At 69.0% G+C, this 22,839-nt stretch carries 16 protein-coding genes; 4 read left to right on the top strand and 12 right to left on the bottom strand.

The genetic code is table 11. The features are described 5' to 3' along the window. Positions 1 to 102: 102 nt before the first annotated feature. The 3 genes from FG99_RS00635 to uvrA all read left to right on the top strand — a co-directional run bounded on the left by FG99_RS00635 (position 103) and on the right by uvrA (position 4,835). A complete protein-coding gene (locus FG99_RS00635; RefSeq protein WP_081884535.1) occupies positions 103 to 1,257 on the top strand; it encodes a GGDEF domain-containing protein in 1,155 nt (384 codons plus the stop codon). Positions 1,258 to 1,590: 333 nt separating this feature from the next. Further along, positions 1,591 to 2,169, top strand: a complete 579-nt coding sequence (gfa, locus tag FG99_RS00630; RefSeq protein WP_043266575.1) for an S-(hydroxymethyl)glutathione synthase — start codon at positions 1,591 to 1,593, stop codon at positions 2,167 to 2,169. A 98-nt stretch (positions 2,170 to 2,267) separates the two neighbouring features. Further along, positions 2,268 to 4,835 carry an excinuclease ABC subunit UvrA gene (gene uvrA, locus FG99_RS00625; protein ID WP_043266573.1) on the top strand — a complete coding sequence of 856 codons (2,568 nt, stop codon included), beginning with the start codon at positions 2,268 to 2,270 and terminating at the stop codon, positions 4,833 to 4,835. Between the two features lie 36 nt (positions 4,836 to 4,871). On the opposite strand, the gene FG99_RS00620 is transcribed toward uvrA, so the two are convergent. From FG99_RS00620 to FG99_RS00590, 7 genes are all read right to left on the bottom strand, one after another. Then, positions 4,872 to 6,083 carry an MFS transporter gene (locus FG99_RS00620; protein WP_043266571.1) on the bottom strand — a complete coding sequence of 404 codons (1,212 nt, stop codon included), beginning with the start codon at positions 6,081 to 6,083 and terminating at the stop codon, positions 4,872 to 4,874. A gap of 270 nt (positions 6,084 to 6,353) precedes the next feature. After that, positions 6,354 to 8,669, bottom strand: coding sequence for a 5-methyltetrahydropteroyltriglutamate--homocysteine S-methyltransferase (gene metE, locus FG99_RS00615; protein ID WP_043266570.1), 2,316 nt, complete (start codon positions 8,667 to 8,669; stop codon positions 6,354 to 6,356). Between the two features lie 771 nt (positions 8,670 to 9,440). Then, complete coding sequence (locus FG99_RS00610; protein ID WP_043266568.1) at positions 9,441 to 10,139, bottom strand: anaerobic ribonucleoside-triphosphate reductase activating protein; 699 nt, start codon at positions 10,137 to 10,139, stop codon at positions 9,441 to 9,443. Continuing rightward, positions 10,136 to 10,282: an anaerobic ribonucleoside-triphosphate reductase gene (gene nrdD / locus FG99_RS00605; RefSeq protein WP_009619575.1), complete on the bottom strand. Its 147-nt coding sequence runs from the start codon at positions 10,280 to 10,282 to the stop codon at positions 10,136 to 10,138. The genes FG99_RS00610 and nrdD overlap by 4 nt, the downstream gene beginning before the upstream one ends. 46 nt (positions 10,283 to 10,328) lie before the next feature. Then, positions 10,329 to 12,350, bottom strand: a complete 2,022-nt coding sequence (locus FG99_RS00600) for a ribonucleoside triphosphate reductase (RefSeq protein ID WP_043266566.1) — start codon at positions 12,348 to 12,350, stop codon at positions 10,329 to 10,331. A 470-nt stretch (positions 12,351 to 12,820) separates the two neighbouring features. Beyond that, complete coding sequence (locus FG99_RS00595; RefSeq protein ID WP_043266564.1) at positions 12,821 to 15,097, bottom strand: OsmC domain/YcaO domain-containing protein; 2,277 nt, start codon at positions 15,095 to 15,097, stop codon at positions 12,821 to 12,823. 88 nt (positions 15,098 to 15,185) lie between these two features. Then, a complete protein-coding gene (locus FG99_RS00590) occupies positions 15,186 to 15,941 on the bottom strand; it encodes a substrate-binding periplasmic protein (protein WP_043266562.1) in 756 nt (251 codons plus the stop codon). Between the two features lie 424 nt (positions 15,942 to 16,365). Between FG99_RS00590 and FG99_RS00585 the strand changes: the two genes are divergently transcribed. Continuing rightward, positions 16,366 to 17,109, top strand: a complete 744-nt coding sequence (locus FG99_RS00585) for an SDR family NAD(P)-dependent oxidoreductase (RefSeq protein WP_043266561.1) — start codon at positions 16,366 to 16,368, stop codon at positions 17,107 to 17,109. 35 nt (positions 17,110 to 17,144) lie between these two features. On the opposite strand, the gene FG99_RS00580 is transcribed toward FG99_RS00585, so the two are convergent. From FG99_RS00580 to FG99_RS00560, 5 genes are all read right to left on the bottom strand, one after another. Then, positions 17,145 to 17,543: a GFA family protein gene (locus FG99_RS00580; RefSeq protein WP_043266559.1), complete on the bottom strand. Its 399-nt coding sequence runs from the start codon at positions 17,541 to 17,543 to the stop codon at positions 17,145 to 17,147. Positions 17,544 to 17,628: 85 nt separating this feature from the next. After that, positions 17,629 to 17,850 (bottom strand): formate dehydrogenase subunit delta, encoded by a 222-nt coding sequence (locus tag FG99_RS00575; RefSeq protein ID WP_043266557.1) that lies wholly within the window; start codon positions 17,848 to 17,850, stop codon positions 17,629 to 17,631. Beyond that, positions 17,847 to 20,726: a formate dehydrogenase subunit alpha gene (gene fdhF / locus FG99_RS00570; RefSeq protein WP_043266555.1), complete on the bottom strand. Its 2,880-nt coding sequence runs from the start codon at positions 20,724 to 20,726 to the stop codon at positions 17,847 to 17,849. Before fdhF ends, FG99_RS00575 begins: the two co-directional genes overlap by 4 nt. After that, a complete protein-coding gene (locus tag FG99_RS00565; RefSeq protein ID WP_043266553.1) occupies positions 20,723 to 22,285 on the bottom strand; it encodes an NADH-ubiquinone oxidoreductase-F iron-sulfur binding region domain-containing protein in 1,563 nt (520 codons plus the stop codon). Before FG99_RS00565 ends, fdhF begins: the two co-directional genes overlap by 4 nt. Further along, positions 22,279 to 22,761, bottom strand: a complete 483-nt coding sequence (locus tag FG99_RS00560; RefSeq protein ID WP_009619595.1) for a formate dehydrogenase subunit gamma — start codon at positions 22,759 to 22,761, stop codon at positions 22,279 to 22,281. The genes FG99_RS00565 and FG99_RS00560 overlap by 7 nt, the downstream gene beginning before the upstream one ends. Between the last annotated feature and the right edge of the window lie 78 nt (positions 22,762 to 22,839).

The raw sequence follows: 22,839 nt of genomic DNA, 5'->3' as shown, positions 1-22,839 counted from the left end.
GGAGCGGGCTTCCCGTCGGCAGGGCGGGAAAGGCCCTGCGAAAAAACGCCGCGAACGCTTAGAATCCGCCCCCCACCGTCCAGGCAGCCCCGTCCAGAAGTCATGGCGCTCGATCCTCCCACGATGTTGACCCTCTCGATCGCCCTGGCAGCGGCCGCCGCCCTGTACCTGGCGATCGAGTGGCGCAACGTTCGCGAACCCTCGCTGCTGTTCTGGAGCGCGGGCTTTTCCACCATCGCCGTGGGCTCGACCCTGGCCCTGTTGCGCATGGGAGGCTTCCCGCTCCTGGGCATCTGGTTCGCCAACGGCCTGCTGATCATCGCCCACTGGCTGTTCCTGCTGGGCGTGGCGCGCTTCACCGAGGCGCGCCTGTCCCGCGCCTGGTACCTGATCTTCGTCGCCTGGACGGCCATGCTGCTGTTGCCGGACGGGCAGGCGTGGTCGAAGGTCATGCTGCTGGCCAACTCGCTGCTGGTGGCGCTGCCGACGCTGCGCGCCAGCGCGCTGCTGCGGCCCCATGGCAAGTCGTTGAGCGTGGGCGCCGGGCAGCTGCGCTACGTGTTGCTGCTGCACGGGCTGTTCTACCTGGCCAAGCCGCTGACGGCGCTGGTGCCGGGCACGCTGATCGACCTCACGGCCTTCCGCGGCGCGATCATCCAGGTTTCGCTGGTGGAAGGGACGATGGCGATCATGCTGATCGCGCTGTCGATGACCGGCACCGAGCGCTACCGCCGCGAGAAGCGCATGGCCCGGCTGGCCGCCCGCGATCCGCTGACCGCGCTGTACAACCGCCGCGCCCTGGAAGTGCGCGCGCCGCGGTTGCTGGAGGAGGTCTGCAGCGCGCGGCCGGGCGCGCTGCTGCTGATCGACATCGACAATTTCAAGCTGGTCAACGACCTGCACGGCCACATTGCCGGCGACCGGCTGCTGGTCATGCTGAGCGAGATGATCCGCGCGCTGCTGCCCGAGCGCGCGCTCGCGGCCCGGCTGGGCGGCGACGAGTTCGTCATCCTGCTCGGCGACGTGACCGACGAGCGTGTCGTGGCGCTGGGCAGCGCGCTGCGCGAGCAGTTCCACCGGGCCGCCGCGCAGGCCTTCGCCACACCCGAGGCGGTGACCCTGAGCATCGGCGCCAGCCTGTTCGACCGGCCGCCGGCCAGCCTGGCGGCGCTGGTCGAGCAGGGCGACGCGGCGCTGTACGAATCCAAGCGCGGCGGGCGCGACAGCATCCGCCTGGTGGCCGGCGGCGAGGCGTAGGCCATGCCGAGACGCTCTTCGTAGGATGGGTTGAGCTTGCGAAACCCATCGGACAATGGCGATGGGTATCGCTTCGCTCAACCCATCCTACGGTTCCGCTGCCGGGCAACTATGCTGCAGGCTATGCCGAAGCGCTTTTCGTAGGATGGGTTGAGCTTGCGAAACCCATCGGACCATGGTGATGGGTATCGCTTCGCTCAACCCATCCTACGGTTTCCGCTGCCATGGACTCACCGTCCACGCCTCGTGCCACCCATTTCGACCGCCAGGGCTTCGCGGCGCGGCATGTCGCCGTGCCGGCCCTGACGCAGCGAACGCCAGGAGGTCAACCCCATGAGCGCGATTCACATTCACCCCTCGCTGGACAACGGCATCCGCCCGGCCCGCGCCGATTTCGCCGGCGGCACCCTGCAATGCCTGTGCGCGACCGACAAGGTGGAGGTCGCGGTGGGCGCCCAGACGCTGCACAACCACGCCTGCGGCTGCACCAAGTGCTGGAAGCCCGCGGGGGCGACCTTCTCGGTGGTGGCGGTGGTGCCGCGGGACAAGGTCAGCGTGGTGGCCCACCCCGAGAAGCTGCATATCGTCGACGAGAGCGCCGTCATCCAGCGCCATGCCTGCCGCGAGTGCGGCGCGCACCTGTTCGGGCGCATCGAGAACCCGGGGCACGCCTTCTACGGCCTGGACTTCGTGCATACCGAACTGTCCCCGCAGGAGGGCTGGTCGGCGCCGGGCTTCGCCGCCTTCGTCTCCTCGGTGATCGAGGGCGGCACCCCGCCGGCGCAGATGGACGCCATCCGCCAGCGCCTGCGCGAACTCAACCTGGAGCCCTATGACTGCCTGTCGCCGCCGCTGATGGACGCCCTGGCCACCCACGCCGCCAAGCAGAAGGGCACCTACCGCGAGGCCTGACGGCGCCGGCGGGGCGGCCGGCCACCTGATAGAGGCCCTCGGTCTGCGCGGGCCTCCTCAGGCATACTCCTGGCCAACAGAGCCCCGAGTCCGTCCCCATGCCCCACAGCAAGCCCCCGGCCGGCGCCCCCGGCGCCAGCGGTTTCGTCGAAGTGCGCGGCGCGCGCGAGCACAACCTCAAGGACGTGGATGTCGCCATCCCGCGCGATGCGCTGGTGGTGTTCTCCGGCGTGTCGGGTTCCGGCAAGTCCTCGCTGGCGTTCGGCACCCTGTATGCCGAGGCGCAGCGGCGCTACTTCGAGTCGGTGGCGCCCTATGCCCGGCGCCTGATCGACCAGGTGGGCGTGCCGGACGTCGACGCCATCGACGGCCTGCCGCCGGCGGTGGCGTTGCAGCAACAGCGCGGCGCCAGCAACGCGCGCTCCTCGGTGGGCAGCGTGACCACCCTGTCCAGCCTGGTGCGGATGATGTACTCGCGCGCCGGCACCTACCCGCCGGGCCAGCCGCTGCTGTACGCCGAGGACTTCTCGCCGAATACGCCGCAGGGCGCTTGCCCGGCCTGCCACGGCCTGGGCCACGTGTACGAGGTGACCGAGGCGCTGATGGTGCCGGACCCGTCGCTGAGCATCCGCGAGAAGGCCATCGCCGCCTGGCCGCCGGCCTGGCACGGGCAGAACCTGCGCGACATCCTCGTCACCCTGGGCTACGACGTCGACCGGCCCTGGCGCGACCTGCCGAAGAAGGACCGCGACTGGATCCTCTTCACCGAGGAAACCCCCACCGCGCCGGTGTACGCCGGCCTCACCCCCGCGGAGACCCGCGCCGCGCTCAAGCGCAAGCAGGAGCCCAGCTACATGGGCACCTTCACCGGTGTGCGGCGCTACGTGCTGCACACCTTCGCCAGCACCCAGAGCGCCCTGATGAGAAGGCGCGTGTCGCGCTTCATGGAGGGCCGGCCGTGCCCGGCGTGCGGCGGCAAGCGGCTCAAGGCCGAGGCGCTGGCGGTGACCTTCGGCGGGGTGGACATAGGCGCGCTGGCGCAGTTGCCCCTGGACCAGGTGGCGGCGCTGCTGGAGCCCATCGCCCGGGGCGACTTCCGCGCCCAGCCCGGCGCCGCGCTCTCGGAAGAGAAGCAACTGGCGGCGCGGCGCCTGGCCGAGGGCGTGGTGGCGCGGCTGCGCACGCTGCAGCAGCTGGGCCTGGGCTACCTGAGCCTGGACCGCGCCACGCCGAGCCTGTCCACCGGCGAGCTGCAGCGCCTGCGGCTGGCCACGCAGCTGAGTTCCATGCTGTTCGGCGTGGTCTACGTGCTCGACGAGCCCTCGGCCGGACTGCACCCCTCCGACAGCCAGGCCCTGTACGACGCCCTGGACAGGCTGCGCGACGCCGGCAACTCGGTGTTCGTGGTGGAGCACGACCTGGAACTGATGCGCCGCGCGCAATGGCTGGTGGACGTCGGGCCCGACGCCGGCGAGCGCGGCGGCCGGGTGCTCTACAGCGGCGCCCCGGCGGGCCTGCGCGAGGTGGCGGAGTCGCGCACCGCCCGCTACCTGTTCGACGAGATTCCCGCGCCGCCCAGCCACGGGCGCGAGGCCGCCGGCTGGCTGGAGCTGCGCGGCATCCACCGGCACAACCTGCGCGGGGTGGACGCGCGCATTCCGCTGGGCGTGCTCACCGCGGTCACCGGCATCTCCGGCTCGGGCAAGTCCAGCCTCATCGCCCAGGCGTTGCCCGAGCTGATGCTGGCGCACCTGGGGCACGAGCCCGAGGAGGATGGCGCGCCAGCCACCGACGAAGGCCCGGCGATCCTCGAAAGCACCGGCGGCCACCTGGCCGGCGACCTGGCGGCGGTGCAGCGGGTGGTGCAGGTGGACCAGAAGCCCATCGGCCGCACGCCGCGTTCCAACCTGGCCACCTACACCGGCCTGTTCGACCACGTGCGCAAGCTGTTCGCCGCCACCCCCGATGCGCGCCGCCGCCGCTACGACGCCGGGCGCTTCTCGTTCAACGTGGCCAAGGGGCGCTGCGACACCTGCGAGGGCGAGGGCTTCGTCAGCGTGGAACTGCTGTTCATGCCCAGCGTGTATGCGCCATGCCCCAGTTGCCACGGCGCCCGCTACAACGAGGCGACGCTGCAGGTGCGCTGGAACGGCCGCAACATCGCCGAGGTGCTGGGCATGACGGTGGAGGAGGCCGGCGATTTCTTCGCCGAGGAGGACGCGGTGGCGCGCCCGCTGCGCCTGCTGCGCGAGATCGGCCTGGGCTACCTGCGCCTGGGGCAGCCGGCCACCGAGCTGTCCGGCGGCGAGGCGCAGCGCATCAAGCTGGCCACCGAACTGCAACGCAGCCAGCGCGGCCGCAGCCTGTACGTGCTGGACGAACCCACCACCGGCCTGCACGTGGCGGACATCGACCGGCTGATGCTGCAATTGCAGCGGCTGGTCGATGCCGGCAACAGCGTGGTGATAATCGAACACGACATGCGCGTGGTGGCCCAGGCCGACTGGGTGATCGACGTCGGCCCGGGCGCCGGCCAGGCCGGCGGCCGCGTGGTGGCCAGCGGCACCCCGCAACAGCTGGCGCGGGCGAAGGGTAGCAGGACCGCGGCCTATCTCGCCGCGGAACTGGCGCGCTGCGCGCCGAACACGCGGCGCGCAAGGCGCTGAGGGCGCAAAGGCGCTCCTCCGAGTGTCTTCGCGCCGTCAGGCGCGCTTGGTGGAGGGCAGCAGGATAGTCAGGCAGCCCAGCAGCGGCAGGTAGGAGCACAGCTTGTACACGTACTCGATGCCGTGGATGTCGGCCAGGTGGCCGAGCAGGGCGGCGCCGATGCCGCCGAAGCCGAACATCAGGCCGAAGAACACCCCGGCGATCATGCCGACGTTGCCGGGCACCAACTCCTGGGCGAACACCACGATGGCGGAGAACGCCGAGGCGAGGATGAAGCCGATGATCATGCTCAGCACGCCGGTCCAGAACAGGTCGACGTAGGGCAGGGCGAGGGTGAAGGGGGCCACGCCGAGGATCGAGAACCAGATCACCGTCTTGCGCCCGATACGGTCGCCTACCGGGCCGCCGAAGAAGGTGCCGGCGGCCACGGCGCCGAGGAACAGGAACAGGTACAGCTGCGAGCTGGCCACCGAGAGCTGGAACTTCTCGATCAGGTAGAAGGTGAAGTAGCTGGTGAAGCTGGCCATGTAGAAGTACTTGGAGAACACCAGCAGCGCCAGCACCACCAGCGCGGCGTTCACCCGGCCCCTGGACAGGCCGTGGGTAGCCTTGCCGCCCTGCTTGAGCTTGAACAGGTTCAGGTGGTTGCGGTACCAGCGGCTGAGGCCGTACAGCACGCCGATGGCGAACACCGAGAACAGGCCGAACCAGGCCACGTGGCCCTGGCCGTAGGGCACGATGATGGCCGCCGCCAGCAGCGGGCCGAAGGCGCTGCCGGCATTGCCGCCGACCTGGAAGGTGGACTGCGCCAGGCCGTAGCGCCCGCCCGAGGCCAGCCGCGCGATGCGCGAGGTTTCCGGGTGGAAGGTCGAGGAGCCGATGCCCACCAGCGCCGAGGCCAGGAGGATGGCCGGGAAGTTGCCGACGAAGGCCAGCAGGAGGATGCCGATCAGCGTGCAGACGCTGCCCGCCGGCGCCAGCCAGGGCTTGGGATGGCGGTCGGTGTGGTAGCCCACCCAGGGCTGCAGCAGCGAGGCGGTCAGTTGGAAGGTCAGGGTGATCAGGCCGACCTGGGTGAAGCTCAGCCCGTAGTTGGCCTTGAGCACCGGGTAGATCGACGGCAGCACCGCCTGGATCAGGTCGTTGATCAGGTGGGCCAGGGCGCAGGCGCCGATCACGCGCATGACCAGGGGGCTTGCTTGGCTGGCGACGGACGCGGCAGCCGTGGGGGCGGCAGTAGTGGACATGGGACTCCGGGCAGCAAGGGGCGGCCGGCGCGCAGGCGCGGCCATCGTTTTTGGCGGAAGTCCTATGCTAGGCAGTACGTGTCCGTCCGTCTTGCGAGTTTCGGACGTCGGATATCGAGAAACGGGCAATTCGTTTCGGGCAGGCGTCGCAGGGTTATCTGCAGCGCGCGGGTGGTAGGTTTCACGACAAAGCAAAACGGGACGCCAGGCGTCCCGTTTCGTCATTGACCGTAGGATGGGTCGAGCGAAGCGATACCCATCACCGGTGGATCAGGCCAGCGCGGCGAGGTCGTTGCGCAGCTCGCGGGCCGCCGCGACCATGTTCACCAGCGCCGCTTCGGTCTCCGGCCAGGCGCGGGTCTTCAGGCCGCAGTCCGGGTTCACCCACAGGCGCTCGGCGGGGATGCGCTGGGCCGCCTTGCGCAGCAGCTTGACGATCTCTTCCCGGCTCGGCACGCGCGGCGAGTGGATGTCGTAGACGCCCGGGCCGATCTCGTTCGGGTAGTCGAACTTCTCGAAGGCCTCCAGCAGCTCCATGTCCGAACGCGAGGTCTCGATGGTGATCACGTCGGCGTCCATGGCGGCGATGGATTCGATCACGTCGTTGAACTCGCTGTAGCACATGTGGGTGTGGATCTGGGTTTCGTCGCGCACGCCCGAGGCGCACAGGCGGAAGGCCTCGGTGGCCCAGTCCAGGTAGTGCGCCCAGGCGCTCCTGCGCAGCGGCAGGCCTTCGCGGAAGGCGGCTTCGTCGATCTGCACGATCCTGATGCCGGCGGCTTCCAGGTCCACCACTTCGTCGCGGATGGCCAGGGCCAGTTGGCGCGCCTGGACCTCGCGGGACACGTCCTCGCGCGGGAAGGACCACATCAGCATGGTCACCGGGCCGGTCAGCATGCCCTTCATCACCTTGCCGGTGAGGCTCTGGGCATAGGTGATCCACTCCACGGTCATGGCTTTCGGGCGGCTCAGGTCGCCATAGATCACCGCCGGCTTCACGCAGCGCGAACCGTAGCTCTGCACCCAGCCGAAGCGGGTGAAGACGTAGCCGTCGAGCTGCTCGGCGAAGTACTCGACCATGTCGTTGCGCTCGGCTTCGCCGTGTACCAGCACGTCCAGGCCCAGTTGCTCCTGGATCTGCACCGCGTGGCGGATTTCGCTGTGCATGGCTTCGGTGTACTCGGCCTCGCTCAGCTTGCCCTGCTTGAACGACTGGCGCGCCAGGCGGATGGCCGAGGTCTGCGGGAAGGAGCCGATGGTGGTGGTGGGGAAGGCCGGCAGGTCCAGGCCGGCGCGCTGCTTGGCGATGCGCTCGGCGAACGCGGAGTGGCGCTGGGCGTCGGCGGGCTTGATGGCAGCCAGGCGGGCCTGTACGGCCGGCTTGTGGATGCGCGGCGAGGCGGCGCGGCTGGCCTGCACGGCGCGGCTCTGCTCCAGGGCGGCAACCACGTCGGCGGCCTGCGGCTCGGTGGCGGCGCGGGCCAGCACGGAAACTTCGGCGCACTTCTGCACGGCGAAGGCCAGCCAGCTCTTCAGCTCGGCATCCAGCTTGTCTTCACGCGCCAGGTCCACCGGGCTGTGCAGCAGCGAGCAGGAGGGCGCGAGCCACAGGCGCTCGCCGAGGCGTTCCTGGGCGTGGCGCACCACGTCCAGGGCCTTTTCCAGGTCGCAGCGCCAGACGTTGCGGCCGTTGACCAGGCCCAGCGACACGACCTTGTAGGCCGGCAGGCGGTCGAGGATGCTCGGGAACTGTTCCGGCGCGCGCACCAGGTCGATGTGCAGGCCGTCGACCGGCAGGTTCGCGGCCAGGCCGAGGTTGTCTTCCAGGCCGCCGAAGTAGGTGGCCAGCAGCTTTTTCAGCGGCTCGCCCTGCAGCAGGTTGTAGGCGCGCTCGAAGGCGTTCTTCCAGTCCTGGGGCAGGTCGAGGACCAGGATCGGCTCGTCGATCTGCACCCATTCCACGCCCTGTGCGGCCAGGCGGCGGAAGATCTGCCCGTAGAGCGGCAGCAGGCGGTCGAGCAGGTCGAGCTTGTTGAAGTCGGCACCCTTGGTCTTGCCGAGCCACAGGTAGGTCAGCGGGCCGATCACCACGGGCTTGACGTCATGGCCGAGGGCCTTGGCCTCGTCGACCTCTTCGAACAGCTGTTCCCAGCTCAGCGCGAACTGCTGGTCGGCAGTGAACTCGGGGACCAGGTAGTGGTAGTTGGTGTCGAACCACTTGGTCATCTCTTGCGCATGGGCGCCGCCGCAGCAGCTGTCGCTGCGGTCCGTCGCCACGGCGCCACGGGCCATGCCGAAGAGGGTCTGCAGGGTCGGCTTGGCATCGCCATGGCCGCGGAAGCGCTCGGGGATGACGCCGAAGGTCAGCGAGTGGGTCAGCACCTGGTCGTACCAGGCGAAATCGCCCACCGGCAGCAGCTCGATGCCGGCATCCTTCTGCGCCTGCCAGTGGATGGCGCGCAGCTGCTTGCCGACGGCGCGCAGGCCGGCTTCGTCCAGCTCGCCTTTCCAGAAGGCTTCCAGGGCTTTCTTCAGTTCGCGGTCCCGGCCGATACGCGGGAAGCCGAGGTTGTGGGCCAATGCCATGGGTGAATCTCTCCATTGAAAAACCAGTGGAGGGATTCTCGGGATCGGTGGTTCATGAGACAAACTCAATTTATTTGCGATGAAATCAAGTTTTACTCATGATCGAGCTTGGTCATCTACCTCGGCGCTCGGGCTTTCCCCCGGATTGCGGATGAATCCGCTCCTACCGTTCGGCCTCTTGCGCCGAGCCTCCCTGTAGGAGCGGGCCCTGCCCGCGAATCGCGCGCAGGGCGCGCTCCTACAGGGCAATGGCGTGGGTGGGGATTGCGTAGGAGCGGACTCCGTCCGCGATTTTCGGCTGCAGGCTGGACATCGATGCCAGGTCCAAGAGCCCCTCACCCCAGCCCTCTCCCGGAGGGAGAGGGAGCTAGCCCGTGCCGAGAGGAGGCCGGGTTTCCGCCGGCAATCCCTGTGCTGGCCGGCTAACGCCGAAACACTTGCCGACTGCGCCGGGGCGCTTTTCGTAAGATGGGTTGAGCTTGCGATACCCATCGGCCCCCGGTGATGGGTATCGCTTCGCTCAACGCCATCCTACGACGGCGTTTCCCTCGCGATTGCCAACACACGCCGGCCTGCCGGCCGGATCGCGGATGAATCCGCTCCTACCGTTCGGCCTCTTGCGCCGAGCCTCCCTGTAGGAGCGGGCCCTGCCCGCGAATCGCGCGCAGGGCGCGCTCCTACAGGGGAATGGCGTGGGTGGGGATAGCGTAGGAGCGGACTCCGTCCGCGATTTCCGGCAACCGGCGAACACCCTCCGCGAGCAGGAGCTCGCTAGGCGTCCCGCAATTCGAATCGCGGGAACAGCGCTTCCAGCTCGCCCCACAGTGCCGCTGCACCGTGCGGGGCCGGCGTTGCAATGAGTTGCGGGTCGAGCTGGCGCCCGCTGCGGGCCAGTTGCACCACGAAGTTTTCCACGCCCACCCCGCGCAGCCGCGTGGCCAGGCGCCGCAGCCGCTCCAGGTCGAACAGCTGCCAGTGCACCGTGGTCCTGCATTCATAAGCCACGTTGCTTTCCAGCAGCAATTCCAGGCTGCGCCAGTTGGCCTGGCCGCTGCGGGGCACGCCGGTGATGGCGTCGGTGTCCTCGGCCAGGGCCTTCACGTCGAACCCCACCCAGTCGGTGTGCGGCAGCGCCCGGGCGAAGGCGCGCGGCTGGATGCCGGCGCTGTGCAGGCCGGTGCGCAAGCCCATCTCGCGCACCCTGGCCATGGCCCCGGGCAGCGCGGCCTGGAGGGTCGCTTCGCCGCCGCTGAACACCACGGCCTGCAGCAGGCCCTGGCGGCGCTGGAGGAAGGCGAGGATGTCCTCCCAGCGGATTTGTGCCTCGCCGCGCGCCGGGATCAGCTGCGGGTTGTGGCAGTAGCGGCAGCGCCAGGCGCAGCCCTGGCAGAACAACACGCAGGCCAGCAGGCCGGGGTAGTCGAGGGTGGTCAGGGGCACCAGGCCCCCGACCCTGAGCTCAGCGCTCATCGCGTCTCGCGGAAGTGGCAGCGCTCGCGGTGCTCGGACTGCTTGCCGGCGTTGAAGGCCGACACCGGGCGGTGGTAGCCCATCACGCGGGTCCAGACTTCGCAGCGTTGGCGTTGGCTTTCGGGCAGTTGGTTGGCTTTCATCGGTAGAGCTCCTTTCTTGCGGTTGGTGAAGCGGGGTGTCGCCGGCTCAGCCGCCGCAGCTGCCGCAGCAACTGGCGGCGCGTTGTTGCAGCAGGGCTTCGTCGCACTTCGGGCAGAACTCGTGTTCGCCGGCGAGGTAGCCGTGCACCGGGCAGATGGAGAAGGTCGGCGTGACGGTGAGGTAGGGCAGGCGGAAGCGCCCGAGGGCGTTGCGCACCAGGGTCTTGCAGGCCTCTGCGCTGGAGATGCGCTCGGCCATGTACAGGTGCAGCACGGTGCCGCCGGTGTACTTGCATTGCAGGGCGTCCTGCAGCTCCAGCGCCTCGAAGGGGTCGTCGGTGAGGCCCACCGGCAGCTGCGAGGAGTTGGTGTAGTAGGGCGCTTCCGGCGTGCCGGCCTGGAGGATGTCCGGGTGGCGCTTGCGATCCTCGCGGGCGAAGCGGTAGGTGGTGCCCTCGGCGGGCGTCGCCTCCAGGTTGTAGAGGTGGCCGCTGTCTTCCTGGAAGCTCACCAGGCGCGCCCGCACGTGGTCCAGCAGCTCCAGCGCCATCTGCCGGCCGGCCTCGCTGTGCAGGCCTTCGCGGTCGCCGGTGAAGTTGCGCACCATCTCGTGCAGGCCGTTCACGCCGATGGTGGAGAAGTGGTTGCGCAGGGTGCCCAGGTAGCGCTTGGTGTAGGGGTAGAGCCCGGCGTCCATGTGCTGCTGGATGACCTTGCGCTTCACCTCCAGGCTGTCGAAGGCCAGCCCCAGCAGGTAGTCCAGCTGGCGGTGGAGCCCGGCGAGGTCGCCGCGGTGGCGGTAGCCCAGGCGCGCGCAATTGAGCGTCACCACGCCGAGGGAGCCGGTCTGCTCCGCCGAGCCGAACAGGCCGTTGCCGCGCTTGAGCAGTTCGCGCACGTCCAGCTGCAGGCGGCAGCACATGGAGCGCACCTGGTTGGGCTGCATGTCCGAGTTGAGGAAGTTCTGGAAGTACGGCAGGCCGTAGCGCGCGGTCATCTCGAACAGGCGCGTGGCGTTGTCGCTGTGCCAGGGGAAGTCGTGGGTGATGTTGTAGGTGGGGATGGGGAAGGTGAACACCCGGCCGTGGGCGTCGCCGGCCTGCATCACTTCGATGTAGGCACGGTTGATCAGGTCCATCTCCGCCTGCAGCTCGCCATAGGCGAAGGGCATTTCCTCGCCGCCGACGTAGGGGATCTGCTCGCGCAGGTCTTCCGGGCAGACCCAGTCGAAGGTCAGGTTGGTGAAGGGCGTCTGGGTGCCCCAGCGCGACGGCACGTTGAGGTTGTAGATGAATTCCTGGATGGCCTGGCGCACCGCGTCGTAGCCGAGGCCGTCCTTGCGCACGTAGGGCGCGAGGTAGGTGTCGAAGGAGCTGAACGCCTGGGCGCCGGCCCACTCGTTCTGCAGGGTGCCGAGGAAGTTCACCATCTGCCCGAGGGCGCTGGACAGGTGCTTCGGCGGCCCGGCCTCGACGCGCCCCGGCACGCCGTTGAGGCCTTCGTTGAGCAGGGTGCGCAGCGACCAGCCGGCGCAGTAGCCGGCGAGCATGTCGAGGTCGTGGATGTGCAGGTCGGCTTCGCGGTGGGCGGCGGCGATGGCTTCGTCGTAGACCTCGTCCAGCCAGTAGTTGGCGGTGACCTTGCCGGAGACGTTGAGGATCAGCCCGCCCAGGGAATAGCCCTGGTTGGCGTTGGCGCGCACCCGCCAGTCTTCCCGCGAGAGGTATTCGTTCATCGAGGCGGCGACGTCCACCAGCGTCTTGCGCTCGCGGCGCAGGCGGCCGTGGCGCTCGCGGTAGACGATGTAGGCCCGCGCGGTGGGGTAGTGGCCGGCCTCCATGAGGATGCGCTCGACCACGTCCTGCACCTGCTCCACGTCCAGCTCGCCCTCCGGCAGGCGCGACAGCACGCGGCGCGTCAGCGCCTGGGCATGGGCGGCGCTGAACTCGCCGCTGGCTTCGCCGGCGGCGGCGATGGCGCGTTCGATCTTGCTCGGGTCGAAGGGGGCGGCGGCGCCGTTGCGCTTGCGCAGGCGGGTGGGGAGAGGGACGTTCCGGGTCTGGGTCATTGGACTGGATTCCACAACATGATGTGTTTTGAGTTTTCAAGACAACAAGATGTTGTGGAATCTAATGGCGCCGGCCGGAGAAGGATTGACCTCGGTCAATGTTCGGCGCCGGAGGGTTTTCGCCATCGGAGGTATTGACCGGCTGGGCGCGGGTGTAGGAGCGGACTCCGTCCGCGAATGGGGTTTACCGGTGGCTGCGGTGTGTCGGGTGGATTCCGCACCCTCTCCCCAGCCCTCTCCCGCAAGCGGGAGAGGGGGCCGTTCGGCGTGGACGGATAGTTCAGCGTCAGCCGGTGAGTTCGTAGGGCGCATAACCGTTTGCGGTTATGCGCCGTTGGCCGTACCGCCGGGGCGCCCGACACCGCACCCGTAGGATGGGTTGAGCGAAGCGATACCCATCACCGGGGCCTGATGGGTATCGCAAGCTCAACCCATCCTACGAGGAGCCCCTCGGCGCAGCGATAGCCTCGTCAGCGCTTGCGAATCGCCACGCGCCGCGGCTTGAGGCCGCTTCCCGCGTCGGCGGTGCTGTCCTGCACAGGCTGCAGCCTGGCGCGCGCCGCGTGCAGTTTCTTGTAGCTGTCGATCAGCCGCAGGTGCCTGTCCAGCCCTTCCAGTTTCATGCTGGTCGGCGTCAGGCCGTGGAAGCGCACGCTGCCGTCCACCGAGCCCAGCGCCGCGTCCATCCGCTCGTTGCCGAACATGCGACGGAAGTTGGCTTCGTAGTCGGCGATCTCCAGTTCGTTGTCCAGCACCACCTCCAGCACCACGTTCAGGGCCTGGTAGAACAGGCCGCGCTCGACGGTGTTGTCGTTGTACTGGAGGAAGGCCTCCACCAGTTCCTTGGCCTCTTCGAAGCGCCGCAGGGCGAGGTTGATCAGCAGCTTCAGTTCGAGAATGGTCAGCTGGCCCCAGACCGTGTTGTCGTCGAACTCCACGCCGATCAGGGTGGTGATGTCGGTGTAGTCGTCCACCTCACAGCCTTCCAGGCGCTCCAGCAGCGCTTCGAGGCGGGCGTCGTCCAGGCGGTGCAGGTCGAGGATGTCCTCGCGGAAGGCCAGCGCCTTGTTGGTGTTGTCCCAGACCAGGTCCTCCACCGGGTAGATCTCCGAGTAGCCCGGCACCAGGATGCGGCAGGCCGTTGCGCCCAGGTGCTCGTACACCGCCATGTACACTTCCTTGCCCAGGTCTTCGAGGATGCCGAACAGGGTGGCGGCTTCCTCGGCGTTGGACTCTTTTCTTTCACTGGAGCCGCACCGGCCGGAGAAGTCCCACTCGACGAACTCGAAGTCGGCCCTGGCGCTGAAGAAGCGCCACGACACCACGCCGCTGGAGTCGATGAAGTGCTCGACGAAGTTGTTCGGCTCGGTCAGCGCCTGGCTTTCGAAGGTGGGTTGCGGCAGGTCGTTCAGGCCTTCGAAGCTGCGGCCCTGGAGCAGTTCGGTGAGGCTGCGCTCCAGCGCCACCTCCAGGCTGGGGTGGGCGCCGAAGGAGGCGAACACGCCGCCGGTGCGCGGGTTCATCAGGGTCACGCACATCACCGGGAAGCGGCCGCCCAGGGAGGCGTCCTTGACCAGCACCGGGAAGCCCTGTTCCTCCAGGCCGCGGATGCCGGCGAGGATGCCGGGGTACTTGGCCAGCACTTCCTGTGGCACGTCCGGCAGGGCCAGTTCGTTTTCGAGGATTTCGCGCTTCACCGCGCGCTCGAAGATTTCCGACAGGCACTGCACCTGGGCTTCGGCCAGGGTGTTGCCGGCGCTCATGCCGTTGCTCAGGTACAGGTTCTCGATCAGGTTGGAGGGGAAGTACACCACCTTGCCGTCGGACTGGCGCACGAACGGCAGCGAGCAGATGCCGCGCGCCACCTTGCCCGAGTTGGTGTCGTACAGGTGCGAGCCGCGCAGCTCGCCGTCGGGGTTGTAGATCGCCAGGCAGTGGGCGTCGAGAATTTCCGCCGGCAGCTCGTCCTGGCGGCTGGGCTTGAACCAGCGCTCGTCGGGGTAGTGGACGAAGGGCGCGTTGGCGATGTCCTCGCCCCAGAACTGGTCGTTGTAGAAGAAGTTGCAGTTCAGCCGCTCGATGAACTCGCCCAGGGCCGAGGCCAGCGCGCTTTCCTTGGTCGCGCCCTTGCCGTTGGTGAAGCACATCGGCGACTGCGCATCGCGGATGTGCAGCGACCAGACGTTGGGCACGATGTTGCGCCAGGAGGCGATCTCGATCTTCATGCCCAGGCCGGCGAGGATCGCCGACATGTTGGCGATGGTCTGCTCCAGCGGCAGGTCCTTGCCCGGGATGTAGGTGCGCGAATCCGCGTCGGCGCTGGGCATCAGCAGCGCCTGGGCGTCGGCGTCGAGGTTTTCCACTTCCTCGATGACGAAGTCGGGCCCGGTCTGCACCACCTTCTTCACCGTGCAGCGCTCGATGGAGCGCAGGATGCCCTGGCGGTCCTTTTCCGAGATGTCCGCCGGCAGCTCCACCTGGATCTTGAAGATCTGCTTGTAGCGGTTCTCCGGGTCGACGATGTTGTTCTGCGACAGGCGGATGTTGTCGGTGGGGATGTTGCGCGTCTGGCAGTACAGCTTGACGAAGTAGGCCGCGCACAGCGCCGACGAAGCCAGGAAGTAGTCGAACGGACCCGGTGCGGAGCCATCGCCCTTGTAGCGGATGGGCTGGTCGGCCACCACGGTGAAATCGTCGAACTTGGCTTCGAGCCGAAGGTTATCTAAGAAATTAACCTTTATTTCCATGCGGGTTTACCACGACAAAAAATGAGATGAATAACCCGCCATTGTAAGCGTTTTGCGCAGCGCTCCGCCCGTTCGCCCGTCCGGCGCGCTACTGCCCATCCGTGCGCTGATAGCGCGCGGCCGCCCGTTGCACCCAGCCCTCGTCGAGCATCTGCCGCAGCGCGCCTTCGATCAGTTGGCGCTCGGCCGTCAGCGGGCGCTGGTGGGAGAAGCCCAGGTAGAGCTCGGTGCGGCTGTCCGGCTGGAAGCGGGTGCGCACGATCTGCCGGGCCAGTTGCGGGTCGCGCAGTTCGTAGTCCACCTGGCAGTCGGTGCCGATCACCAGTTGCAGGCGACCGAGGGCGAGCATCTGCAGCAGCTGCGTCTCGTTGTTCACGCCGAATTTCTTCAGGCGCTTGTCGGAGTCGAAGGGTTCGAAGTAGGCGGACTCCAGCACGTAGCCGATGGTGGGGCCGAGCAGGTCGTCGTAGCGGGCGATGCGCGGCGCCTCCTGCGGCGAGGCGTACAGGCGCGGGGCGCAGGCGTAGTAGGGCTGCGGCAGGTAGTCGATGTACTGCTCGCGCTCCGGGGTGCGCGCCAGGCCCGTCATCAGGTCCGCCGCGCCGCTCTGCAGGGCGGCCAGGCCGCGGGCCCAGGGCGCGCGGTGCACTTCGAAGCGCAGGCCGGTGCGCTTTTCCAGCTCGGCCAGCAGGTCCATGTCCAGGCCGGTGATGCGGCCGTCGGCGCCCTCGATGCGGAAGGGCGGCCAGTAGTCGGTCATCACCCGCAGCGGCGGGTATTCAGTGGCATCGGCCGCGGCTGCAAGCGCGAGCAGGCCGATGCCCAGCCAGCGGCGAGCGGACATGACGAATCTGGCGAAGGGCTGGCAAGGCATACCGGCTCCCGGAACTGGAATGGGTGGCGAAGTCGGCGGCTCCCTTGCCGAGGGGCGGTGCGCGCCCCGGAGCGTTCGGTCGGCGGACGCCCCCTCAGGCGACGTCGCAGAATCCTTCCGAATTATCTGAAGGATAGCCTTCTGCCGCTACGTTGCAGAATGCCCGGCGTGAAGGAAAGACATGGACGCTCGGGTTCGCCATCAAGTCCTAAGTACCTCGTTTGCAGTCGAAAGAACTCGCTGTGCGGAGAGTCATGATGACTTCAGTGGTTTTCAACACCTTGAAAAATCGATGGTTTCGCCATGGCACGGAAGTTGGTGGAGGTTCCTGGCGACGGCACGTGGAGCACCCACGTGGCGAGCGATCCCACTGACGACCATCAGGAGCATGTACATGCCAAGCAATGATTCCAGGTCCCCCCTTGCGGTGATCACCGGCGCCGGTTCCGGTATCGGCCTGGCCGTGGCCCGGCGGCTGCTGCGCGAGGGCACCCGGGTAGTGGCCATGGCCCGGCGCGAGGTGCCGCCGGCCGAACTCGACGAGGCCGGCGGGCACTTGTGCTGGTTGAGCGGCGACGTCACCCGCGCCGAGGACCTCCAGTGCCTGGCGGACCTGGCCCGGGAACTGGGGCCGGTGGACTACCTGCTGCCCAATGCCGGCATCGCGCAACTGGCCGACGGCCTGGACCAGGCGGCGTTCCAGCGGCAATGGGCGGTCAACGGCGCCGGCGCGCTGAACACCCTGGCCGCCCTGCGCGGGCAGATGGCGCGGCCGTCTTCGGTGGTGTTCATCGGCACCTTCCTGTCCCAGGTGAGCTTCCCGGGGCTGGCCGCCTACATCGCCTCCAAGTCGGCGCTCAAGGCCCAGGCCCGCACCCTGGCGGTGGAGCTGGCGGGCGAGGGCATCCGCGTCAACGTCGTATCGCCCGGGCCCACGGCGACGCCGATCTGGGGCACCCTGGGGCTGGACGACGAGGCCCTGGGCGAGGTCGCCGCCAGCGTCAACGGGCGCCTGCTGGACGGCCGCTTCCTGGAGGCGGAGACGGTCGCCGATGCGATCCTCTTCATGCTCTCGGACCAGGCCCGCGGCATCCACGGCCAGGACCTGGTCGTCGACAACGGCTACACCCTGCGCTGAAACCCGCCTGCGCTGCCCCGCGCGGCGCAGGTCGCTCAGGGTTCCTGCGGCCAGTGCCCGTCGATCTCGTACCAGCTCGCCCTGGACGCGGTGTAGATGTGCTTCTGGCTGGCGCAGTGGAAGTCGCTGTCCAGGGTGCCCAGGGCCACCGCGATCCAGTCCGGGTAGTCGCCCTGGCTGTCCGACCAGAACAGCGTGGCGCCGCACTGGCCGCAGAACTGGCGGCTGACCGAGGGCGAGGAGTGGAAGGTCTTCAGCAGCTCGGCGCCCTGCAGGCTCAGGGCGCTGCGCGGCACGCTGCCGTAGGTGGCGAAGGCTGCGCCATGGCCCTTGCGGCACTGGCTGCAATGGCAGTGCGAGACCGCCTTGGGCGGCGTCGACAGCTGGTAGCGGATATGGCCGCAGAGGCAACTGCCGTGGAAGGTTTCGCTCATGTTCACGCGTCCCGAGGGTGGAAGAGGACCCGGCGCGCCAGCGGTCGGGGACGGCATCATAGTCCGGCCGTCCCCGGCGTGCCCGCTAGGCGCTCTCCGCCGGCTCCTTCAGCGCCTCCTGCACCAGCGGGTGCAGGTCGGCCTCCGGGTGCTGCGCCAGCCAGGCCGCCAGGTCGCGGCGCATGGCCGGCGTCCAGAAGCTCTGCAGGTGCTGGCGCACGCCGCGCACGGCCAGTTCGCGGTCGGCCTCGCTGGCGAAGTACTGGCCGATCTGGTTGGCCATCTTGACCAGGTTGTCGATGCTCATCGGCGCACCTCTGCTTTCTCGGCGTGGCGGCGTTCCTTCAGCAGGCGGCGCTGTTCGTCGCTGAACGCCTGGTAGCGCTTCTGCCATTCCGAGGGCTGGAAGACGCGCACCACTTCCACCGCGGTGACCTTGTATTCCGGGCAGTTGGTGGCCCAGTCGGAGTTGTCGGTGGTGATCACGTTGGCGCCGGACTCGGGGAAGTGGAAGGTGGTGTAGACCACCCCCGGCGCCACCCGCTCGCTGACCTTGGCGCGCAGCACCGTCTGCCCGGCGCGGCTGCCCACGCCGACCCAGTCGCCGTCGGCGATGCCGCGGCTCTCGGCGTCGCTGGGGTGGATCTCCAGGCGGTCCTCGGGGTGCCAGGCGACGTTGCCGGTGCGCCGCGTCTGGGCGCCGACGTTGTACTGGCTGAGGATGCGCCCGGTGGTCAGCAGCAGCGGGTAGCGGTTGTTGACCTTCTCGTCGGTAGGCACGTAGCCGGTGAGCATGAAACGCCCCTTGCCGCGCACGAACTGGTCGATGTGCATGGTCGGGGTGCCGTCGGGCGCGGCGTCGTTGCACGGCCACTGCAGGCTGCCGTGGCGGTCCAGCTCGGCGTAGCTGACGCGGGCGAAGGTGGGCGTCAGGCGGGCGATCTCGTCCATGATCTCGGACGGGTGGCGGTAGTTCATCGGGTAGCCCAGGGCGTTGGACAGCGCCATGGTCGCTTCCCAGTCGGCCTTGCCGCCCAGCGGCTCCATCACCTTGCGCACCCGCGAGATGCGCCGTTCGGCGTTGGTGAAGGTGCCGTCCTTTTCCAGGAAGGAGCTGCCCGGCAGGAACACGTGGGCGAACTTGGCGGTTTCGTTGAGGAAGATGTCCTGCACCACCACGCATTCCATGGCCGAGAGGGCAGCGGTGACGTGCTGGGTGTTGGGGTCGCTCTGGGCGATGTCCTCGCCCTGGCAGTACAGCGCCTTGAAGCTGCCGTCCAGGGCCGCCTCGAACATGTTGGGGATGCGCAGGCCCGGGTCGGGCTGCAGGGTGACGTTCCAGGCCTGCTCGAACTGGCTGCGCACCTCGGCGTTGGAGATGTGCCGGTAGCCGGGCAGCTCGTGGGGGAAGGAGCCCATGTCGCAGGAGCCCTGGACGTTGTTCTGCCCGCGCAGCGGGTTCACCCCCACGCCTTCGCGGCCGACGTTGCCGGTGGCCATGGCCAGGTTGGCGATGCCCATCACCGCGGTGCTGCCCTGGCTGTGCTCGGTGACGCCCAGGCCGTAGTAGATGGCCGCGTTGCCGCCGGTGGCGTAGAGCCGCGCGGCGGCGCGGATCAGTTCGGCGGGTACGCCGCACACCGGGCCGAGCACTTCGGGGGCGTTCTGCGGCTGGCTGACGAAGTCGCGCCAGTGGGCGAAGTCCGCCGCCTCGCAGCGCTGCTCGACGAAGCGCTGGTCGACCAGGCCCTCGGTGACGATGACGTGGGCCAGGGCGTTGAGCATGGCCACGTTGGTGCCCGGGCGCAGTTGCAGGTGCAGCTCGGCGCGGGCGTGGGGCGAATCCACCAGGTCGATGCGCCGCGGGTCGATGACGATCAGCCGCGCGCCCTGGCGCAGGCGGCGCTTGAGCTGGGAACCGAACACCGGGTGGGCGTCGGTGGGGTTGGCGCCCATCACCAGGATGACGTCGGCCTGCATCACCGAGTCGAAGCTCTGGGTGCCGGCGGACTCGCCGAGGGTCTGCTTCAGGCCGTAGCCGGTGGGCGAGTGGCAGACGCGGGCGCAGGTGTCGACGTTGTTGTTGCCGAAGGCGGCGCGCACCAGCTTCTGCACCAGGTACGTCTCTTCGTTGGTGCAGCGGCTGGAAGTGATGCCGCCGATGGAGTCGCGCCCGTACTTGAGCTGGATGCGGCGGAATTCGCCGGCTGCGTGGTTGAGCGCTTCTTCCCAGCTGACCTCCTGCCAGGGATCGCTGATGCGCTGGCGGATCATCGGCTTGGTGATGCGCTCGGGGTGGGTGGCGTAGCCCCAGGCGAAGCGGCCCTTGACGCAGGCGTGGCCGTGGTTGGCCTGGCCGTTGCGGTCCGGGACCATGCGCACCAGCTGCTCGCCCTTGAGTTCGGCGCGGAACGAGCAGCCCACGCCGCAGTAGGCGCAGGTGGTGACGACGCTGCGCTCCGGCTGGCCCAGCTGCACCACGCTCTTCTCCATCAGCGTGGCGGTGGGGCAGGCCTGCACGCAGGCGCCGCAGGACACGCACTCGGAGTCGAGGAAGTCGTCGCCGCCGGCCGCCGCCACCCGCGAGTCGAAGCCGCGGCCGTCGATGGTCAGGGCGAAGGTGCCCTGGATTTCCTCGCAGGCGCGCACGCAGCGGTTGCAGACGATGCACTTGCTCGGGTCATAGTCGAAGTAGGGGTTGGAGACGTCCTTGGCCTCGCTCAGGTGGTTGGCCCCGGCGTAGCCGTAGCGCACCTCGCGCAGGCCCACCTGGCCGGCCACGGTCTGCAGCTCGCAGTTGCCGTTGGCCGGGCAGGTCAGGCAGTCCAGCGGGTGGTCGGAGATGTACAGCTCCATGACGTTGCGCCGCAGCGTCGCCAGCTTCGGCGTCTGCGTGCGCACCACCATGCCCTCGGCCACCGGCGTGGTGCAGGAGGCGGGGTAGCCGCGCATGCCGTCGATTTCCACCAGGCACATGCGGCAGGAGCCGAAGGCTTCCAGGCTGTCGGTGGCGCAGAGCCTGGGAATGCTGGTGCCCAGCAGCGCGGCGGCGCGCATCACCGAGGTGCCGGCGGGCACGCTGATCTCGCGGCCGTCGATGCTCAGGCTGACCTGCACCTCGCTGTCGCGGGGCGGGGTGCCGAGGTCGACGATGTCGGTGGAGGGATCGAAGAGGTTGATCACTGGTCGGCCTCCGTGTTCGCCAGACCGAAGTCGGCGGGGAAGTGCTTGAGGGCGCTGGTCACCGGGTAGGAAGTCATTCCGCCCAGGGCGCAGAGCGAGCCGTATTGCATGGTGTCGCAGAGGTCCACGAGCAGCCGCGCCTGTTCCTCGCGGGCGCCGAGGTCGGTGGCGGCGATCAGCCGGTCCATTACCTCCACGCCGCGGGTGGAGCCGAGCCGGCAGGGCGTGCACTTGCCGCAGGATTCCTCGGCGCAGAACTGCAGGGCGAAGCGGGCCATGCGCGCCATGTCCAGGCTGTCGTCGGCCACCACCACGCCGCCGTGGCCGAGCATGGCGCCCATGGCGGCGAAGGCCTCGTAGTCCAGCGGGGTGTCGAACTGCGCCGGCGGCACCCAGGCGCCCAGCGGGCCGCCCACCTGCGCCGCCTTCAGCGGGCGGCCGCTGGCGGTGCCGCCGCCGTAGCCTTCCACCAGCTCGCGCAGAGTCAGGCCGAAGGCGCGTTCCACCAGGCCGCCGTGGCGCACATTGCCGGCCAGCTGGAAGGGCATGGTGCCCAGCGAGCGGCCCATGCCGAAATCGCGGTAGAACGGCGCGCCGCGGGCCAGGATCACCGGCACCGAGGCCAGGGTGAGCACGTTGTGCACCAGCGTCGGCTGGCCGAACAGGCCCTGCAGGGCCGGCAGCGGCGGCTTGGCGCGGACCACGCCGCGCTTGCCCTCAAGTGAGTCGAGCAGGGCGGTTTCCTCGCCGCAGATGTAGGCGCCGGCGCCCACCCGCACCTGCAGGTCGAAGGCGCGGCCGCTGCCCAGCACGTCGGCGCCCAGGTAGCCGGCTTCGCGGGCGATGGCCAGGGCCTGCTCCAGGGTGTCGATGGCGTCCGGGTATTCCGAGCGCACGTAGATGTAGCCGAGGCTGGCGCCCACGGCGAGGCCGGCGATGGCCATGCCCTCGACCAGCAGGAAGGGGTCGCCCTCCATCAGCATGCGGTCGGCGAAGGTGCCGGAGTCGCCTTCGTCGGCGTTGCACACCACGTATTTCGGCGTGGCCGGGGCCTCGCGCACGGTGCGCCACTTGATGCCGGCGGGGAAGGCCGCGCCGCCGCGGCCGCGCAGGCCGGAGTCGAGCACCGCGGCGACCACCTCGGCGCCGTCCAGGGCGATGGCCCGCGCCAGGCCCTCGAAGCCGCCGTGGGCGCGGTAGTCCTCCAGGGACAGCGGCCGGGTGATGCCGGCGCGGGCGAACAGCAGGCGCTGCTGGCTCTTCAGGTAGGGGATGTCTTCCACCAGCCCCAGGGCCAGCGGGTGAGGGGTGGCATCGGCGGCCAGGGCGTCGAGCAGGGCGGGCACGTCCTGCTCGCTGAGCGGGCCGAAGCCCAGGCGGCGGCCGTCGGCGTCTTCCACCTCCAGCAGCGGTTCCAGCCAGTAGAGGCCGCGGGAGCTGGTGCGGCGCAGTTCCAGCGGCAGTTGCCGGCGCTCGGCCTCGCGGGCCAGGGCGGCGGCCACTTGTTCCGCGCCCACGGCGCGGGCGACGGAGTCGCGGGGGAGGAAGAGCTTCAGCATGCGCCATCCTCCAGGCAGCCGTTGACCAGCTCGCGCAGGCGCTCGGCGGTGAGCCGCGCGTGCAGCCGGCCGTCCAGCTCCAGGGCCGGCGAGCAGGCGCAGGCGCCCAGGCAGTACACCGGGCGCAGGCTGATGTTGCCGTCGGCGCTGGTGCCGTGGTCGTCCAGCGCCAGCTGCTCGCGCAGCTGCGCGGCCAGGCGCTCGGCGCCCATGCTCTGGCAGGACTCGGCGCGGCACAGGCGCAGGGTATGGCGCGCCGGCGGCGCGGTGCGGAAGTCGTGGTAGAAGCTGATCACCCCGCGCACCTCGGCCTGGCTGAGGTTGAGGGCATGGGCGATTTCCGCGACGGCGAGGTCGGGAACGTACCCGCAGCCGTCCTGGATGGCGTGGAGGATCGGCAGCAGGGCGCCGGGGGTGTCCTTCTCGCGTGCCAGCACGTCGTGGATCAGGGGCAGGTGAAGCGTCTCATCAGGCATACAGCGTACCTCGGCATCGCGGACCGGCCTGCCTTGGCGGCAAACCTCCGGTGTCTTCGGCTGCGGCGTACCGTCCAC

It is taken from the genome of Pseudomonas sp. AAC, from assembly GCF_000725445.1.
Classification (GTDB): Bacteria; Pseudomonadota; Gammaproteobacteria; order Pseudomonadales; family Pseudomonadaceae; genus Pseudomonas; species Pseudomonas citronellolis.
Note: the sequence above shows the minus strand (reverse complement) of the source record. Positions and strands in the feature narration are given on the sequence as shown.

Bases quoted from the DNA above. Each gene is read 5' to 3' on its own strand.
- FG99_RS00635 (WP_081884535.1), top strand. From the start codon at position 103: ATGGCGCTCGATCCTCCCACGATGTTGACCCTCTCGATCGCCCTGGCA.
- gfa (WP_043266575.1), top strand. From the start codon at position 1,591: ATGAGCGCGATTCACATTCACCCCTCGCTGGACAACGGCATCCGCCCG.
- uvrA (WP_043266573.1), top strand. From the start codon at position 2,268: ATGCCCCACAGCAAGCCCCCGGCCGGCGCCCCCGGCGCCAGCGGTTTC.
- FG99_RS00620 (WP_043266571.1), bottom strand. From the start codon at position 6,083: ATGTCCACTACTGCCGCCCCCACGGCTGCCGCGTCCGTCGCCAGCCAA.
- metE (WP_043266570.1), bottom strand. From the start codon at position 8,669: ATGGCATTGGCCCACAACCTCGGCTTCCCGCGTATCGGCCGGGACCGC.
- FG99_RS00610 (WP_043266568.1), bottom strand. From the start codon at position 10,139: ATGAGCGCTGAGCTCAGGGTCGGGGGCCTGGTGCCCCTGACCACCCTC.
- nrdD (WP_009619575.1), bottom strand. From the start codon at position 10,282: ATGAAAGCCAACCAACTGCCCGAAAGCCAACGCCAACGCTGCGAAGTC.
- FG99_RS00600 (WP_043266566.1), bottom strand. From the start codon at position 12,350: ATGACCCAGACCCGGAACGTCCCTCTCCCCACCCGCCTGCGCAAGCGC.
- FG99_RS00595 (WP_043266564.1), bottom strand. From the start codon at position 15,097: ATGGAAATAAAGGTTAATTTCTTAGATAACCTTCGGCTCGAAGCCAAG.
- FG99_RS00590 (WP_043266562.1), bottom strand. From the start codon at position 15,941: ATGTCCGCTCGCCGCTGGCTGGGCATCGGCCTGCTCGCGCTTGCAGCC.
- FG99_RS00585 (WP_043266561.1), top strand. From the start codon at position 16,366: ATGCCAAGCAATGATTCCAGGTCCCCCCTTGCGGTGATCACCGGCGCC.
- FG99_RS00580 (WP_043266559.1), bottom strand. From the start codon at position 17,543: ATGAGCGAAACCTTCCACGGCAGTTGCCTCTGCGGCCATATCCGCTAC.
- FG99_RS00575 (WP_043266557.1), bottom strand. From the start codon at position 17,850: ATGAGCATCGACAACCTGGTCAAGATGGCCAACCAGATCGGCCAGTAC.
- FG99_RS00565 (WP_043266553.1), bottom strand. From the start codon at position 22,285: ATGCTGAAGCTCTTCCTCCCCCGCGACTCCGTCGCCCGCGCCGTGGGC.
- FG99_RS00560 (WP_009619595.1), bottom strand. From the start codon at position 22,761: ATGCCTGATGAGACGCTTCACCTGCCCCTGATCCACGACGTGCTGGCA.